We start from the raw sequence: 18034 nt of genomic DNA on the forward strand, positions 1-18034 counted from the left end.
AAGAATAATGACAGGCTCGCAACAAAATGTACACAATTGAGGAAATTTTCATAACAGCTTTTCGAGTTTAAATACGAACAAATGGAAATATTGTTGTACATTTATGAGTTAATATTTCGTGATTTACATGTTGCTTAATCAGTGGAATTATAAAATGTTCGTGTTTGTTCAAGTGGAATTTCTCCATTCTAATATATGCTCGCTTGCGCATTCCACTCCAGAAAGACGCTATCTACGGTTGTAGTCTAAGCTCCTATAAGGTATAGATTATTACAGAGGGAAGGGATAGTTAGGTAGAGAGAAATGAACACAAAAAAAGCAGCTAACATTGACTGCTCTTCTAGTACTGATTAAGTTGGATGGACAAAACCTATCACATAAACAAGTAACTTTCGGTATAATGAATGGTGAAAACGGATAGAAGGGGTGTTTTAAATGTTTACAATAGAAGAAGCATGTTTAGTTGTCGTTGACGTACAAGGGAAGTTAGCGACAATTGTTGATGAAAGTGAAGAGATGATTGCAAATGTGGCCAAGCTGGTACAAGCTATGCAAGCATTGGAGGTACCTATTTTATGGCTTGAACAAAATCCTAGTCGTTTAGGTGGGACTGCATTAGATATCGCTCAGCATCTTCAAGGGCAAGCTATTGCTAAAATGGCATTTAGTGCTTGCCAGGAGCAAGAATTTGTAGATGCATTGAAGGCAAGTGGTCGTTCTCAATTTATCGTGACAGGTATCGAAACACATATTTGTGTCTACCAAACAGCTCGACAGCTAAAAGAACAAGGCTTTGAGGTTGAAGTTGTTGCAGATGCGGTGTCCTCTCGTACAAAAGCCAATAAAGAGATAGGGCTTGAGAAAATGAAGGAGCTTGGAATATTACCGACAAGTGTGGAGATGATTTTATACGAGTTATTACAACGTGCAGATCATCCACATTTTAAAACGGTGCTACAACTCGTTAAATAACAAAAGACTACAAAAAGGTTAAGTTGATGTTTGTGAATTTTGAGGTGTTTGTTGATTGGAGTAGAGGCTGGATGAAGAACTCTTCGTTTTGCTGAAAAGCCCTACTTATTTAAAATGACGCTTAATTTCATTGACATCATATTTTTCAACGACATGAAAAAACTCATCTTATCTGAACTGCACCTCCAATTGTTAGATGTCTAAAAATTGGGGCGCAGTTCATTATCGATGAGTTTTTTGTTATTAAGCAGGCATATCAGTCGGTGTTGGTTTTGCGTATCCTTCTTTATATGTGTTATCAATCGTTTGACGAATTTCTTTCAGGCTCTTACCATCTTTATGCATTTTTGCAGACTGTACAGCAATTTCTAGGCAAGTAAGGCAACGAGTACCATGGTCATCCCAGACAATTGTGCCATCTTCACGCTTTTCCTCAATAAAGCAGTTTAAATTGCTTTTATGGCCAACTGATTCGCCACATCCACAATAGCATGGCATCCACTCTAGAATTTCTGTAGACTGTCCAGCAATTTGATATACTAAACGAATATCTTCTGATTTATTATCTAAAAACGAAGGTAAAACATCAGCAGATGCAGTTTTTTCCTGAATATCTCCAGAAGCATGTCCATGTTCTTCATGTGAAGCTTCTTTTTGCGCGGCATTCTGAGTTTTTTCAACAGCCTGTTTATCTTCACCACAAGCACTTAACACTAATAACGACAAAGCGAAAATAGATAGTAGTTTTTTCAACAAAAGCGCCTCCTATATGTTTACAATACTTCCATTATAACATCGTCGACTTAAACATTTACAGGAAGCGCAAGTGAAAATTAATGAAATATATCCAATCCGCGTGTTTTGTTCATTAAAAGTTCCATTTTCTCACTCAGTAATTTTTTCAAGAAGAAACCAAATAGAATGAAAATGAGCCAGAAGAAAGATAAAAAGGCAAGATCAACCCAGACCTTTGACCAAATAATACCACCAACTGCCTCTCGCATCATTCCAATTGCATAAGTGAAAGGAAGAAATGGATTTATCATTTGGAAAAACTTTGGTAGTAATTCTACAGGATATGTGCCACCGGAACCTGCAATTTGCAGTACTAACATGACAATGGCTAAAGCTTTTCCAACATTTCCGAATACGGATACTAGCGTATAGACAACGGTAATGAACACTAAACTGATAAATAGCCCAAATGGAATAAAGAAATAAGGAACACTAATTGATCCATCTAATAGAACAATATCTCCTATTGTAATAATGAGCGTTTGAATAAATGAAAAAGTTGCAAATGTTAATAAACGTCCAAAGTATATTTGGCGAATACTATATTGATTATTGTCGTGAATATCTACAGATAAAAGAGAAATTAATAATAAACAACCAACCCAAACGGAAAGCACAGTGTAAAACGGTGTCATAGCTGTTCCGTAATTAGCAATTGGAAACATTCTATGTTCCTCAAGCTTAATAGGCTCCTCAAAGAAGTCTCGCTCAGCGTTAACGTCGTTTTTCAATAATTGAACGATTTCTGAAATGTCAGCTTCACTTTCTAATTTTCTTAGCTTGTCTGCAAGAGCCTTAATTTTTGTACTTAAAGCAGGGAAATCTGATTGTACTGTACCAATTGTCTTATTAGCTGTTGCTAACATACTTTTAGCATTTGTTAAACGATCGGTTGCTTTAGGCAGTACACTTTTTACATTCGTTAGCATGGTTGATGCATTTGTTAACGTATTTTTAGCAGAAGACAAGGTCGTATGAATTTGTGGCTCTAGGTTATCGTTATAATGAGTAAGGAATTGATGAAGATTGTTAGAAGCATTTTGCGCAACATTTTGAACATCTGCAAGATCTTTTTTTATCGTCTCGACATCAATATTATTTAACTGCTGTACTTTAGTTGATGCGTCCGTTAATAAAGTATTTAGTTGATTTAGTGCTGTTAGAGAGCTTAAGGAATAATCGGTTAAACTAGGATTTTCCTTTAAATCTCCACGTATAGCTTCAAGTTGTTCAATAATTTTTTTATTAGCTAGCAACGACTTAACATCTTCAGAATTGCTTTGCTGCAGCGCAGTCAGGATGTTTTGCACTTTGTTTTCAAGCTGTTTACGTGTCGAAGCATCAGCTTGTGTTAATTTTTGAAGTGCTTCAAGTGTTTGGATGCTAGAGTTTACTTTATCACGGGATGCATCCAGTTGATTTTTAATTGTATCCTTTATTTGTGCAAGGGTAGTTGAATCCACATTAGCATTTTGTATTTTCCCTATTATATCTGTAAATCGTTGTGCAATATTTTGCACAGTTTCTAGATCTTTTTTTATGATAGGGGACAACTGGTTGAACAATGTATCAGCTTCATTAATTAATTTTAAGCCTGAGTTGATAGTTGTTAGACCATCATTTGTTAATTTTTCAACTTCAGGAACTTGGGTAATCGTGTGGTTCAATAATGTCTCAGCTTCTTTGCCACCTTTAGCGGTTTTTGCTAAAAACGTTCCGATATCTGGGAGATTATGTTCGATTGTAAAAATGTAATTTTCGAATTTCTTAAAATCTGGAATTTCCTTTTCCATCTCAACACCGACAGTATTAAAAATAGAAAAAAGTGTTCCGCTAACAGTTGAGATAAACTCACTAGAAACTTGTTGCGTCAGTCCGCTTGCACCTTTACTTGTAATTTTGGGTGCGATAGGATTTATTTTTTCATTTACATAATAATCGATATGCGCTTTAGTAGGAACATTTGTTAGTATGGAGGTCAGTTTTTGAGAAAAATCACTAGGGACAACAATAACTGCAAAATAGTTACCGTTTTTTAAATTATCAATGGCTTGTTCATGAGAGGCAAATTCCCAAGTAAAGTTTTGATTGGTACTTAAATTGTCTACTACTTCGTTACCGACATTAATATCTTCTCCTCTAACATTCGCTCCTGTGTCTTCATTGACAATAGCAATTTTCATGTTAGCTGTATGCGCATAAGGATCCATAGAGGCATAAATATTGAGCCACGCATAAAGAGAAGGTAAAAAAATAAGCCCACCAATAATGACAGCAACTACCCAGTTTGTTAAGATATTATGGATATCACTTTTATAAATTTGAAAAATATTTCGGATAGTGTGTTTAATATTAATCACTCCACATTCGTATTAAGCATTATATATGTATGTTCCCAAAATTGGGCCAAAATTATGTTTGAATTATGGAAAAACTTGATTTTAAAGACTAATTAGTTTACTAGGTTTTAAAAACAATTTATAATCAATCGCGAATACACTAAAACTAGGGTTTTTTGGTGTAAAAAAGGAGGAACACATTCCCATGAAAAAACTACTAATTATTGGCTCAGTTATTGTTTTGTTATTTGTGGCAATTATTGTGCTTACGAATGTCTCGAACAAAAGTAAATTATCAAGTGCAAATAATCCTTATGGCGACAAAGAACTGAAACAAGAAACAATTGATCAATTAGATGACAAAAATTATCAGAACATTATGTTACCCGACGAGCTTGAAAAAAAAATAGCGGCCGGTGAAGATGTAAATGCTTATTTCTTCAGTCCAGTATGTGTGCACTGTAAGGCTTTTACACCTAAGTTAATGCCAATTGCTAAGAAGCTTGGTGTTGATGTTGCCCAAATAAATGTTTATGAATACGAAGATTTATGGAGTAAATACAATATTGAAGCGACACCAACTTTTATTCACTTTGAAGGTGGTAAAGAGGTTCAACGTTTTGTAGGTGCTTTATCAGAGGAAGATTTACGTACGTTTTTAAATAAAGAAGTATTAAAAAAATAAGTTAAGTTAAGTTAAGTTAAGTTAAGACTGTATCAAAAGTTATTTTTGATCAGTCTTTTTTTGTTGGCCTAAAGCCTCCGACGAAATTATGCCGAGCCATAATTGATTTTTGTAGTGTATACTAAATATACTGAAAAGTTGTACATTGGAGGAATATTGAATGACGATGGATGATTATTTTTATAATGGCGAGCTAATGAAGTGCTATGAGGAGGCTAAGCAAGTAACAAATGAAAATGAGAAAGCGTTAGCCGATAAATATATAAAATTACTAGAAGAGTATGATTTTGCTAACTATCCAAAACCAACGCTGTCTGTGGAAACCCAACATGGAGAACGAGCAGATGAAAGCTATCCTGAATCGGATGCCGTTGTCGAGATTCGTGCGATAAAAGATGAAACAGAGTTTTCAGAGCGAATTAAAGAACTAGAGGATATAGCGGCAATAGGTACTCCAAATGAAAAGGCACATTCATTTTTTACACAGGGTGAACTTTTTTTGTATGCACATCATTACAATGAGAGTGTCCATTGTTTTAGACAAGCAGTAAAAGAAAATCCTAACAAGGCATTATATTGGGGCATCACTGGTCAAACGATGCATCGCTTTGGGTGGATGCCATTTGATGCACTTGGCTACTTAGAGCAAGCTATTAACTTAGATCCCCAAAATGCCCGCTGGAAATGGAATAAAGCACTCGTTCTTATTCAATTAGCAAAGGATTTGCAATTGGCACCGTTTATGGCAAATGCTGCGATTACATTAGAAGAGGCAATAGCTGATTGTGGCGAACATCAGCGTTCATTAAAAGATGCTATCCAAAATACAATAGATAATATGGATAGCTATGTATTTTCATAGTAGATAGAAGATGTCTCAAAAGCTGAGGCATCTTTTTTATTTTCATTCAGCACATGTTTTTTGTAGTAATACTTTTTATCTCGAAAAAGCCTGATTAGTGAAGATTAATAATTTGTGTAGGATGAAGAACCCCTCCTACTGATTAAAGTATTACTTTATTTTAATATTTAGTCCTATTTTTTTATTCTTGTTTGGTTGAAAAGTTGGTTCTTGGTGATAATTTTATAGTATAATTATACTAAATGCGTCAATGGAACAATGTATGGAAGGAGATTATTTAGAGATTAAGAAGGGGTGTTATGATGTGGAAATTTAATGAAGATTTTTCATTTGTGAAGCAGGGCATTCAATTTATCCTATTATCACTGATGTTATTAATCGTAATTGGTTTGGGTAGTGATAAATTTTATTGGATATTTGGAAAGAACAATTATGTAACGCTTCATTTAATGATAGAAATGCTTATTACTGTAGTGACAATGTCTATTTCGATTCAGACATGGTTAATTACGCCTTATATTTTATCGAATAGAGTCCTCTATGCTGGGTCATTATTTTTAACGATTAGCTTATTAGAAATGATTCACGCACTTTCCTATAAAGGAATGCCATTTTTCATTACTGAAAGTACTCCGTATGCATCAACTTGGTTTTACATGTTTTGTCGATTACTATTATCGATTGGTTTTCTCATTATTTTTTTTATAAAGGAAAAGGAAATAAGATCGATTTATCGTTGGTTTATTTATAGCTTGCCGTTTGTAATAATCACTGGCTGTTTTGTCGTTATCTATGCCCCAACGCCTATATTGCCATCTCTTATGATAGAAGGTGAAGGTCCTACTGTTTTAAAAAATACTTTACAATATACAGCTGTAGCTCTTCAAATGGTGATTATGGTTTTATTGCTTAAAAATTTTAAAAAAGCACCTAAAATTATATTTTTATTATTATGTAGTTCGATTTATTTAATAATGAGTGATTTTCTTTATACCATGTATCAAGATGTTTCTGATATTAAAAACTTTATAGGACATATGTTTGAGTTAGGGTCATCTTATCTTTTATTTAGAGCTATTTATTTTTCATCTATCGAAAAACCTTTTCAGCAGTTAGTTGATACACAAGAGCATTTAGAAAAATCTCGTGAAAAGATGCATCATATGGCTTACCATAATGAGATTACGAATTTACCAAATGAACGTTTTTTAGTGGAATCATTAAAAAAAGATTTATACATATCTAAATCCCGAAAGGCAATTATTGCTATCGGTATAGAAAGAATTGCTGCTATTAAAGCGTCTTTAGGTAGTACATATGCAGACCAAATGATAAGTCTAATCGCGCAAAGATTGAAAAATATTTTACCAGAAAAATATTTACTATGCTTAATAAGAGAAGATTATTTTGTCGTTTATATTGATGAGGTGAGTGATACCCATCAATTGACGCAGCTAAGTCAAAAGCTCCAACTTGTCATGGAAGAATCATTTCAAGTACAACATTTTTCTCTCAATAGTCAATTAAATATTGGTATTGCTTTATTTCCAACTGATTCTTATAGGGAAGAGGAACTTATTAGATTTGCATTTTATGCTATGCATGAAGCACAGAAAACGCCAACACGCATTAGGTTCTATGAGTCTTCAATATCTAATGAAATGACTGAACGACTTTTATTAGAAACTGATTTACATGATGCATTAGAGAATCAAGAGCTTTTTTTAGAATATCAACCACAACTAGATTTACATACGGGTCAAATTAAGTCGGTAGAGGCTTTAGTTAGATGGCAGCATCCAAAAAAGGGGTGGATTTCGCCGGGAGTCTTCATTCCAATTGCTGAGGAATCTGGATTAATTATACCTATAGGACAATGGGTACTAGAAACAGCCTGTAAACAAGTAAAGAGTTGGGAAGCAGTTGGATTGCCAACAATTAAAGTGGCAGTCAATCTGTCATTAGGTCAACTTTTTCAGCAAAATTTAGTTGAAGTAATTCACGATGTTCTTGAGAAAACTCAATTAGAGCCAAAATATTTACAGCTAGAGATAACAGAAAGTATGACCATCAATATTGATCATATGACGACGGTTTTACACAAATTAAAGGCGCTTGGGATTACGATCGCTGTAGATGATTTTGGAACAGGCTATTCGTCATTATCTTATTTGAAGGATTTTCCTATAGATTGTTTAAAAATCGATCGGTCTTTCGTTCAGAAAATACAATCGAACTCTACAGATAAGGCATTAGTTGACATGATTCTCTCTATGGCAAAGCATCTAAAGTTAAAGGTAGTTGCAGAAGGGATAGAAGAGATAGAACAGCTATCATATCTAATAGAAAGCAAATGTGATACTGTACAGGGCTTTTTATTCAGCAAACCTGTACCTCCACATATATTACAAGAGAATTACCAAACGCTTCACAATAATGCAAAGTCTATTTTAGAATCAATTACTACTTCTGAAGTATAACGTGTTCATAAAACATCCTTGTTTAATCTTATGACGAGGATGTTTTTTGTTAGCTATGTAAATCTATGAAAACCATGATTGTAGACCTAAACGTTAACCGTTTCTTTATATTCTACAATCATGGTATGATAGTGAGAAACTGATTTGTAGAGAAAAAGGACGGGTTTTTTCATGGCACAAGAAGTGGCAAATAAATTTATTGAAAATGTATGTAATCATTTAGTGCGCAATATGGATATTACAAAGGTTGAGGAGCACTTTAAAGAGACGTTAGAGATACAGCGTAAATCAGCTCAATCCCAAATCGATTTTTGGGATATGTTAATGATGAATATGCTGTATTTTACTGAAAATGAGCAAGTTTGGGAAAAAGAATTTTTGAAGATGCTCGAAAAGAAGGAGTGGTTAAAGACCACTGCACTAGAAGAAGAGCTATTGATGCATCAAATGCGAATTCGTCAGCAGGTCGCGGAACAAATGGATGCCGCTAAAGAATTGTTTCATAAGCAGTATGAGACAAACAATGTGACTGAGGAAGATATTGTTTACGATTATGCATATAGTTCTGCTGGAAATTCAATGCGTGTAGATTTATTAACGGTACTTGTTTCAACACCAGAGCAGTCAAAAGTACTATTTAACGCAGATCCGCAAGAAACGATTCGCATAATTAACGGTTATATTGCTTATCATACTGATGGGCTTATTAATAAGACAAAATTAATATAGTTTGGCTCATTCCCAAAAGCTGAGATAATATTTGTTTTACGCCATGTATATAAGTCGATCGCAGTACCTTGAGCGAGCCGATAGAAGAACAAAGGCTAAAAGCATATGTTCTATGATTATGCTTTCGTACATAAAAACTAAAAACATTGTGTTCCTAGGGTCTTATCGTATGCCCCAAAACTATTTATGATAACGAAGCAATCTTGTTTTTGTCTAGATATTTTTTGCAGTATAATAAGGTGACACTAAGTTCACCTGAAAGGAATTTTTTAATGAATACACCATTTACATTTAAACATACACAACCAACGAATATGGATCCAAATAGAAAATATCCAGCGATTTTTTTATTGCATGGAATGGGAAGCAATGAAGATGATTTACCACAATTAGTGCAGGACTTTAAAGAGCAATGTCATATCTTTAGTTTACGTGGACCTATTACGCAAAAGCCTGGATATGCTTTTTTCACAATCCAAGATATCGGTAAACCAGACCGTGAAGTTTTCGATAAAGTGTTAGTTGCTTTACAACGATTTGTACTAGAGGCAATTGATGAATATCAAATTGATCCACATAAAGTGTACATGCTTGGATTTAGTCAAGGAGCAGTTTTGGCACAGTCACTTGCTTTTGCAATGGGTAATTTAATTACAGGAATAGTAGCATTAAGTGGCTACACGCCGAAATTCGTAACAGAGGAATATGCAATTCGCCCAATCAATCACTTACATGCATTTATTTCTCATGGTGATTATGATTATGTCATCCCGTCGCAATGGGGCGTTGAAAGTAAAGAAATATTTGAGCAATTTGGAGCTACTGTGACATTTAAACAGTATCCAGACGGTCACGGTGTTACACCGGAAAATTTACGTGATTTAACTGCATTTTTAGCACAGGAATTACAAGATAATATTCAATAAAATGAAAAGCCGAGACAGGAATGATGTCTCGGCTTTCATTTTATTTAGTAGATCAATCAAGCGCTATTTTGATAAGCTTCGATCTTTGTTAGTCACTGCAGCTACTGCATCATGAATCGTTGTTTCAAAATGATTACTTTGTAATGAGGATACACCTTGAATAGTTGTCCCTCCTGGTGAGCATACCTGATCTACTAGTGCCCAGGGATGTTCTTGTGATTGTATAATCATTTTTGCACTGCCGAGTACTGCATTTGCCGCAATATCAAGCGCCATGCTTTTTGGCATCCCTTCACGTACAGCAGCACGTGCTAAAGCGTCAATATACATATAAGTGAATGCTGGTGAAGCACCACCAATCGTTGTAAATATGGAAAATAAATGTTCAGGTACCTCGATTATTGTGCCAACTGTTTCAAACAGTGAAACGACATGCTGTAGCTGGATATCAGAGACTGGTTCACTCGCTGTAAAGCAGCTTGTGGAGGCACCAATAATCGCATTAATGTTTGGCATTACACGAACAATAGGGGTAGCTTCAGATAGATAACCTTGAAAATATGAAATATTTTTACCTGCGGCAATGGAAACAATGACATGGTTGTCTTGTAAATGCTTTTTCACCTCTGGTAAAACATCTGGTAACATTTGGGGTTTGACACCGAGGATAATGACGTCACAATTTGACATAATATCTTCAATAGAACTTGCGGCTTGAATACCGTAAGAGGTTGCTAATTTTGTTGTTTTGGCTTTGGTACGATTATAGCCATAAATAAAAGTAGGATCAAAATCTCTGCTTTTACACATTCCTTTAATAATGGCCGTTGTCATATTTCCAAGGCCGATAAATCCGTATTTCACGTGATAGACACTCCTTCATATAGTTAAAACATACACCTTAGTATAGAGTAGATTGTTTTACTTGAATAGTAATATGCAAAGAATCAAGCCAATTAGGTTCAAATTCACGTCAGTCGGTGGTATCATAGAAGATGTTGTGAATGAACGTGTATCTCTATTTTCATTATGTAGAATATAAAGAGTAAGAAAATCATGTACTTTATGTGAACATTGAGACAGACTCTATCTAAAAGAGGTAGAATAATAATTTGAAATGTCTAATGCGAAATTTGTCGCTTTCTAATGGTAAAGCGTTTAGAAATTAAGAGAGAAAAGGAATTAAGATGATGGAACAAAATCTAAAAACGGAGCATAAACCACATTCTTCCAAGAAATCGTTGGAGAAGTCCTCACGCTCTTCTATATTAGCGCAGACAGTAAAAACAGGAATCATTAAATCCAATTTAATTCCTATGTGGGCTGGTTTAACGCTAGGTATGTACAAAAATAAAATGACTTTTGTAGAGAATATACCTGAGATCATTTTCGCAACAATTGGTTCTGCACTTGTTATTGGTGCTGCCGGAGCATTTAATAATGTGTATGACCGCGACATTGATGCTATAATGCCACGTACGCAAAGTCGACCAACCGTAACTGGTGAAATGTCCGCTAAATCAGCGTTAACTTTAGCTTTTGCCATGCTTATTATAGGAGTAGCTGTATTGGCACTTGCATCACCATTAGCTGCAGCATTTGGTCTCTTAGGGGTGTTTTTATATGTAGTACCCTATACAATGTGGACAAAACGACGTACGATTTATAATACGGAAATTGGGAGTATTGGAGGTGCGATTCCAGCTTTAATTGGTTGGGCCGCTGTTTCTACTGATATTACACATCCTGCAATTCTTGGCCTATTTTTGGTTATGGTCATTTGGCAGATGCCCCATTTCTATGCCATTGCCATTCGTAAGCATGCTGATTACGAAGCAGCCAGTGTTCCAATGCTTCCAGTTGTAAAAGGGATGCGACGTACTTATTATCAAACGAACTTTTATTTAATCTTATTAATCTTATCAAGCCTCTTATTTGGCACTTTAAGTGTTGGCATTATGCTTGTTGCACTATTGCTAAGCATTGCTTGGCTTGTTATGAGTATTTACGGTTATCACAGTAATAAAGATCAAATAAAGTGGGCGACAAAAATGTTTGTTTTCTCACTTATCCATATGACAATTTTATTTACAACGGTTATTGTGTACTCTTTAGTAGGTGTAATTTTTAAATTGTATTAAATCTTTTTTCTTCATTAAGCACGAAAAGCCAACAGGTTATTCTACACTTGTTGGCTTTTCTTTTTCTACAGAGATTATTTGACGACTTGGCCATTCTAATGCGTATAACTGACCTCCAAAAACAGCTCCACCATCTATACCAATGATATTATTTTCGCCAAAATAGACACTGTAATCTGTTTGATTTTGGTGAAGTCTATAGGTAGGTGTATGGCCAAAGATTACAGTTTTCTCGCCTTGATAACCTACATGAAACTCTTCACGAATCCATAAAAATTGCATGGGATCCGTTTCTGCCAAAGCTACTCCTGGAACAACGCCGCCATGTACAAAAATTGCATCCTCTAATTCGATGTAAGTATCAAAGGTTTCGATAAGCTGTAAATGTTCTTCGAGCTTTGGTAAGGTTTGAATAAAGCTAGGTAATGTCTCATTTTCGATGACTTCCTTAAAGTCGTCTAAATGATAACCATAGCTTGCAAGTGTTGCCTCGCCACCACACAGTTCCACCCAATGATTCCACGGCTTAGGATGGCCAGAGCGACAGGCTTTTAGCATAATGGCTTCATGATTTCCTAATAGAACACGTGCACCTTTTGCATGCAATTCTCCAACTAAGTTTAAAACTCCACAAGATGCAGGTCCTCGATCAACATAATCGCCAAGTAAAAATAGCTGATCTTGTGTAGTGTCATAATTTGCTTTTAATAATAATTCTTCAAAAAGTTCTAATTCCCCATGTATATCACTAATTGCTAGTATTCGATCCATAAAAGAGCATCCTTTCCAGTATTAGAGAAGCTATTATTAAGTATAGAGAATAGTGTTACAAATTTCGACTAATGTAACTTTTAACCAAAAGTTTGATTGTAATGTTATCATTCCATACTATCGGTTTCTAGTTACACTGTATCATATGAAAAAGTTACTCCATTTCATTATTCATTCGTCTATAGTGTTGGAATAGAGAAGAGAGAGAATTTATATTCATTTATAGGCGGTGAGATAAATGTAATTGCTAGGAGAGGGGAGAGTGGTCAACAAATACAAATGGAGAATATAGATACAAATAGAGCGTCATCATTGGCAGTTTCCGATTCTAATACTACTTGCACATAGCGTAGAAGTATTTGGATGCAATGCTTCTACGCTATGTGCAAGTACAGTACATTGATTATTCTTGAAACTTTTCCCATTCTTGCTTGGCTATTGACTCGTCGAATGTTGACAGTAGTCGAAAGTTATTCGTATCTAAAATTCGAAAATGCTGACTAATGACGTTTTGTTGTAGACGATAACCTTTGTACTCGCTAAGATTTTTCCACCATATGTATCCACCCATCGTCTTTTCCTTAGGTTGTAATGTGCCGTTATTAGCGATTAAGTCAACAACCTCAAGTGGATCCCCGCCAAGCTCATGCTGTAAAATTGAGCTTTCTCGGCATAATGCACAAATTGCAACCGTAGTAGTCCAACCAGTATAAATACGACCTTTTTCAATTTGAACAAGTGTTTTTTTAGAGAGTCCTAGTAAATCACTCATCTGATCCTGTGTTAAATCTTTTTCAGTACGGATTAATTTCAGTTTTTCTGAAATAAGTGTGATTAATTGTTCACGATTCATCCAAAACACCCTTTCTTTCAGATAGTTAAATACTATTATACATGAATGTTTTCTGTTTCGCGGGAAACTGCGGTTAAATTACGGCTAAAGTACTGAATATTTGTAACGGAAAAACAGACTGTCCCGCAATCAACCTCTTGGACAGTCTGTTAAGTATTTAAAACTCGTATTTTTTCGTGTCAGAAATAACACGGAAATGGATACCTTTAATTTGAGCACTTACTTTATGACGTAGTGTATCGATATCAACTAGCTCATCATTTTCATTGACACATTCAGCAATCTCTTGTAATAGTTTCGTAAATGCCTCTTTGAAAAGTGAACGCATATTATCAAAATCTAAGCTACGGAAGCTTCCATCAATATCAAATGCCTCTACAGAATTTAATTGCTTTGAAGCACCTGCAAAGCGATCATCGTATACCGTGTAGTTTTCATCTGTTACTACGATAATATATAATACTTCACCTGTAATTGTTTTTAATTCAATGTTAGTTTTGTGTTTTTTGACGTCAGTAATGATATGAATACCGTCCGAATGATATAGTTTAAACAATTTCATATGTAATGCCCCCTGAAAATAGAATCATATCCATATATCTATTATATACGGATATGACTAATAATGGAATACTAAGAAAGTATTCGGAAGCACTAGAATGGACCTATTTGAATGAAACTAATGGAGTTAAAACTGTTATAAGTTATTAAGAAAACAGTATCAGTCAGATTATGCTTCTAATACAGTTGGTAAAATATTGCGAAGGGGACGAACTTCGATGTAATGAATCCGATGCCCTTGCTGCTCATAAATACTAAAAATATATGGGGCCAGCTCAATATTTTTAGTTGCTCTAATGCCATTATTTACAGTTAAAAACCAACCACCTATTGTTTCGACTTCTTCTGCTTCAAGTGTTACATTTAACAGTTTTTCAACATCTTCAATGAGCATTTTTGCATTTAAAATATAGTGATTGTCACTTACTTTTCGGATTTCCGCAATTTCATCATCGTCGAACTCATCGCGAATCTCACCTACTATTTCTTCTAAAATATCCTCAACTGTTACAAGCCCTGATGTCCCACCATATTCATCCATTAAAATGGCCATATGAATTCGCTCTTTTTGCATACGTACAAGTAATTCTTGAATAGGAATTGTTTCAATTACTCGTATAACAGGATTAATGAAATCCTCAAGGATTAATGAATCGTCTGTAAGTTGCTTAAGTAAACCGTGTGTAAACAATTCCTTGACGTTGATAAAGCCCAAAATATTATCACGATCACCATCATAAACAGGATAACGAGTATATTTTTCAGCGGCGATAAAATGAATCATATTTGTAAAAGATTCATTTTTTTCAATTCCAACAATCTCTGTTCGAGGAACCATAATTTCACGAGCAATACGTTCATCGAATTCAAAGACATTATTCACAAACTTTAGCTCTGTTTTATTGATTTCACCACTTTCAAAGCTTTCAGATAGCAGTAATCGTAGTTCTTCCTCAGTATGTGATAACTCATGCTCTGAAGCAGGCTTCATACCGAAAAGGCCAACTAATACTCGAGCTGAGCCGTTCAAGAACCAGATAAATGGATACATCACTTTATAGAACAGCATAATGGGTTTGGCAAAACGGAGTGTAATCGTTTCAGCCTTTTGAATCGCAGCAGTTTTTGGTGCCAACTCACCGACTACAACATGTAAAAATGTTGCAAGGGCAAAAGCACTACCAATTGTAAAAATCGTCATATATCTATCTGAAATGCCAATCAAGTTAAAAAGAGGATGTAGCATAAATTCAAAGGTTTTTTCGCCGACCATCCCTATACCAAGCGCTGTTACAGTAATACCAAGCTGACAGGCAGATAAGTACTCGTCTAAATGATTGACAACATACTTTGCAGAAATGGCTCTTTTATTACCTTCCGCAATTAATTGGTCAAGTCTTGAGGAACGTACTTTTACAATAGCGAATTCCGTTGCCACGAAAAAGCCAGTTAAAGCTAATAAAATGGTAAAAATCGATAAGTTGAGTATGGTCTCCAAATAGTCGTTCTGTATGAACAGAACGTCACCTCCTAATTATGAATAAGTAAAAGTAAAGATTGCAAAAGTGCAATGCTTTCGGGAGAAACATTTTTTTTAATCTTTTCAATATCTTTATTGTCTTGTTTGTTTATTTGTTCAAGGAGAAAAGTTACATCTTGCTCTAAGTTTTGCATTTTTAAACGTAGCATTTGTACATCGATTTCTTCATGCGGTGTGATGTTTAGTTCGTGTTGTATATCTACGAGTGAAAGACCTTGCTGTTTGCGTTGCTCAATAAAATGAAGTCGTTCAATCATTGCAGGGCCATAGTAGCGATAATTGGATGCAGAACGTTCTGCTTCTAATAAGCCAATGTTTGTATAATAATCGATTGTTCTTTTTGTAATGCCTGTTTTTTCTGCAAGCTCGCCAATTTTTAATCTCTCTGTCCCAATGCAAACACCTCCAAACCATCACGTGATACTTTGATTATAACTTGCTGGCTGGGTCGGTTTCAAATAAGAGAGTCCAATATTTCGAAATTGTAAGATTTCTTTTGGGGGAGGGGGCTATTTGTGAATGAACATAAAATAGCTTTCATAACAACTGAAATGTTAGAAAAGCTATATGTTCTTGAAAAAATAATAAGCGAGTAAAATTGTTATGTTAAACAATACTCGGCACGATAGCACACTTTTGAATTTTATCGACTAACTTTTACGATTTATCACCCAACTTTTAATTATTATCCACATACACCTGTCAAAGAGCAAAAAAGATTCGCACACAAAACTGTATGCGAATCCTTTATTTTGTCTTCCAGTCGCCACTCCAATCAACTACTTCGCTTAAAAAGTATCTTTAGGCATTGTAATTTAAAAACAGGGTCTTGTCTGTGCGAAAGCGTAGTGTTAACAAGGCCCGCAGCCTGGAACGGAAATCAACCTCATTTTTGCAGAAGAGCTATACTTTATATAAATTTTTAAAAATAGAAAACTACGAAGTTTCTTTTTGTAAATATGTATCATATAGGTGATGAAGTGCATCTTCGCCAGTCATTTCTACAATCGTTTCATCATTAAAAATTAGTGTTACGTTTGTGAGAGCGCTATCAATTTTATTGTTCTTAATAGTGCACGTAACCTTTACTACACCTGTTTCTGCTAGTTGTTTTTTCATCGTATCATCCCACGGTTGCTCAGAAAATAGTGGTGCTTGCCATGTACCTCTCACATGAAGCTCACTTTTTTCAGCGTCATAATCCCAGCGTACGTCACGTAAAATAGTTTTAAACAGGTCATTAACCGTAAAAGATGTATCTTTATAGTTAATGGCAATTGCTCGTATAGCATGTACATCACGACCAACTGCACTGGCTGCAGTTTCTGCTGCTGAATTTATGCCTGAAGCCGCTTCTTTAATTTCAGATAATCGATCACCACAGCCAGCTAGCAGCGCGGAAAGACATGTTATACAAGCTACCTTTGTCATCCATCTCACAAGTAGTCCCTCCAGTATTGCAAATTGTTACTACTATATTAACGAAAAGAAAACTACGAAGAAAGGGCATGAAGGCGGCAGATTGTGACGGTTTTGCAACGATACGACCTCCACTAGAATGTTCGAAAAATGAAAGTTTAAGTATCTGAAAATTTAGATAAATATCCGAAGAAAGGGAGCGGTTTGTGATGAAAATTAATGATGAATTACTTGAGCGATTAGGAACTTATTTTGTGTACCATGCTGTTTATGAAAATTATGGTATTACTTTTGAAAGTTTTGTGGAGCGTTGGTTGCGAGGGATACTTGAGATATAAAAAATCAAGAGTCGTGTTCAATGCATGAACACGACCCTTGATTTATTTAAAATAGTTTGTGATAAATTGGTTGGCTTCTTGCCAGTTATAAACTCGTACTACATTGTCCGGAACAGCAAGACGATTATACGGAGTGTCAAATAATACGACCGGTATTTTTAATTCCTCCGCAAGCATGACCGCATTATCATGCTTATCTTCAAAGAATGCCTCAACACCATGTTTTTTTGCTACGGAAATCTTATCGTGACTACCAATGAGCTCGATATGATCATAAGGGATAGACTGTGATTTAAACCAATTTAGCGTAACATCTGATACATTCTCACCACGAGCAGAGATGTAATAAAGTTCGTAGTTTTCTTTCCACGTATTTAAAATATCTTTTGCATCCTTAGCTGCTTCAGAAACTTCATACATAAATGGCTCATTTTCTTTAAACCATGTATTAAATGCTACACGATCAACAGGGTGGGGAAATGCTGATAAAAAATCATATTCACACACATCGTCGAGTGTAATATTTACATTGTATTGTTTATTGATATGTGGAATGAGTGTACTAGGACATGTCACTGTTCCATCGATATCAATACCAAAGCGGGGCTTTTTCATGCTAGCAC

At 35.1% G+C, this 18034-nt stretch carries 18 protein-coding genes; 8 read left to right on the forward strand and 10 right to left on the reverse strand.

The genetic code is table 11. From position 1 onward, the window contains the following. Positions 1–435 precede the first annotated feature (435 nt). Positions 436–972, forward strand: a complete 537-nt coding sequence (locus JNUCC51_RS19925; protein WP_337989433.1) for a hydrolase — start codon at positions 436–438, stop codon at positions 970–972. A gap of 243 nt (positions 973–1215) precedes the next feature. Here JNUCC51_RS19925 and JNUCC51_RS19930 read toward each other — a convergent pair whose 3' ends face one another. Together JNUCC51_RS19930 and JNUCC51_RS19935 are read right to left on the reverse strand one after the other, a co-directional pair. Next, positions 1216–1725 carry a PCYCGC motif-containing (lipo)protein gene (locus JNUCC51_RS19930; protein WP_337989434.1) on the reverse strand — a complete coding sequence of 170 codons (510 nt, stop codon included), beginning with the start codon at positions 1723–1725 and terminating at the stop codon, positions 1216–1218. Positions 1726–1805: 80 nt separating this feature from the next. Continuing rightward, positions 1806–4127, reverse strand: coding sequence for a YhgE/Pip family protein (locus JNUCC51_RS19935; RefSeq protein ID WP_337989435.1), 2322 nt, complete (start codon positions 4125–4127; stop codon positions 1806–1808). 184 nt (positions 4128–4311) lie between these two features. Here JNUCC51_RS19935 and JNUCC51_RS19940 point away from each other — a divergent pair, with 184 nt between their 5' ends. From JNUCC51_RS19940 to JNUCC51_RS19960, 5 genes are all read left to right on the forward strand, one after another. Next, positions 4312–4791 carry a thioredoxin family protein gene (locus JNUCC51_RS19940; protein WP_337989436.1) on the forward strand — a complete coding sequence of 160 codons (480 nt, stop codon included), beginning with the start codon at positions 4312–4314 and terminating at the stop codon, positions 4789–4791. A 160-nt stretch (positions 4792–4951) separates the two neighbouring features. Beyond that, a complete protein-coding gene (locus tag JNUCC51_RS19945) occupies positions 4952–5653 on the forward strand; it encodes a tetratricopeptide repeat protein (protein WP_337989437.1) in 702 nt (233 codons plus the stop codon). Positions 5654–5952: 299 nt separating this feature from the next. After that, on the forward strand, positions 5953–8133 hold the full coding sequence (locus JNUCC51_RS19950; protein ID WP_337989438.1) for a bifunctional diguanylate cyclase/phosphodiesterase: 2181 nt from the start codon (positions 5953–5955) through the stop codon (positions 8131–8133). A 171-nt stretch (positions 8134–8304) separates the two neighbouring features. Then, positions 8305–8862 carry a hypothetical protein gene (locus tag JNUCC51_RS19955; protein WP_337989439.1) on the forward strand — a complete coding sequence of 186 codons (558 nt, stop codon included), beginning with the start codon at positions 8305–8307 and terminating at the stop codon, positions 8860–8862. 272 nt (positions 8863–9134) lie between these two features. Further along, a complete protein-coding gene (locus tag JNUCC51_RS19960; protein ID WP_049663870.1) occupies positions 9135–9788 on the forward strand; it encodes an alpha/beta hydrolase in 654 nt (217 codons plus the stop codon). A 63-nt stretch (positions 9789–9851) separates the two neighbouring features. On the opposite strand, the gene proC is transcribed toward JNUCC51_RS19960, so the two are convergent. Further along, a complete protein-coding gene (gene proC / locus JNUCC51_RS19965) occupies positions 9852–10652 on the reverse strand; it encodes a pyrroline-5-carboxylate reductase (RefSeq protein ID WP_337989440.1) in 801 nt (266 codons plus the stop codon). Between the two features lie 326 nt (positions 10653–10978). On the opposite strand from proC, the gene cyoE reads away from it, so the two are divergent. After that, positions 10979–11929, forward strand: coding sequence for a heme o synthase (gene cyoE, locus JNUCC51_RS19970; RefSeq protein ID WP_337989441.1), 951 nt, complete (start codon positions 10979–10981; stop codon positions 11927–11929). Positions 11930–11965: 36 nt separating this feature from the next. Here cyoE and JNUCC51_RS19975 read toward each other — a convergent pair whose 3' ends face one another. The 6 genes from JNUCC51_RS19975 to JNUCC51_RS20000 form a co-directional block, all read right to left on the reverse strand. After that, positions 11966–12700, reverse strand: coding sequence for a metallophosphoesterase (locus tag JNUCC51_RS19975; RefSeq protein ID WP_337989442.1), 735 nt, complete (start codon positions 12698–12700; stop codon positions 11966–11968). A 403-nt stretch (positions 12701–13103) separates the two neighbouring features. Further along, entirely contained in the window at positions 13104–13553 is a 450-nt protein-coding gene (locus JNUCC51_RS19980; protein ID WP_337989443.1) for a helix-turn-helix transcriptional regulator, read from the reverse strand. Positions 13554–13710: 157 nt separating this feature from the next. Then, positions 13711–14115, reverse strand: a complete 405-nt coding sequence (locus JNUCC51_RS19985; RefSeq protein ID WP_100543228.1) for a hypothetical protein — start codon at positions 14113–14115, stop codon at positions 13711–13713. 168 nt (positions 14116–14283) lie between these two features. Then, complete coding sequence (locus tag JNUCC51_RS19990; protein WP_337989444.1) at positions 14284–15612, reverse strand: hemolysin family protein; 1329 nt, start codon at positions 15610–15612, stop codon at positions 14284–14286. Between the two features lie 32 nt (positions 15613–15644). Continuing rightward, the gene (locus JNUCC51_RS19995) at positions 15645–16049 is read right to left on the reverse strand and encodes a MerR family transcriptional regulator (protein WP_337992267.1); all 405 of its coding nucleotides are present in this window, start codon (positions 16047–16049) and stop codon (positions 15645–15647) included. A gap of 541 nt (positions 16050–16590) precedes the next feature. Next, a complete protein-coding gene (locus tag JNUCC51_RS20000; RefSeq protein ID WP_337992268.1) occupies positions 16591–17085 on the reverse strand; it encodes a hypothetical protein in 495 nt (164 codons plus the stop codon). Positions 17086–17282: 197 nt separating this feature from the next. On the opposite strand from JNUCC51_RS20000, the gene JNUCC51_RS20005 reads away from it, so the two are divergent. Next, a complete protein-coding gene (locus JNUCC51_RS20005) occupies positions 17283–17411 on the forward strand; it encodes a hypothetical protein (protein ID WP_268639474.1) in 129 nt (42 codons plus the stop codon). A 42-nt stretch (positions 17412–17453) separates the two neighbouring features. Here JNUCC51_RS20005 and JNUCC51_RS20010 read toward each other — a convergent pair whose 3' ends face one another. Beyond that, the gene (locus JNUCC51_RS20010) at positions 17454–18026 is read right to left on the reverse strand and encodes a 5' nucleotidase, NT5C type (RefSeq protein ID WP_337989445.1); all 573 of its coding nucleotides are present in this window, start codon (positions 18024–18026) and stop codon (positions 17454–17456) included. Positions 18027–18034 lie beyond the last annotated feature (8 nt).

Origin of the sequence: Lysinibacillus sp. JNUCC 51 (assembly GCF_015999525.1) — a bacterium.
Taxonomy (GTDB): Bacteria; Bacillota; Bacilli; order Bacillales_A; family Planococcaceae; genus Lysinibacillus; species Lysinibacillus xylanilyticus.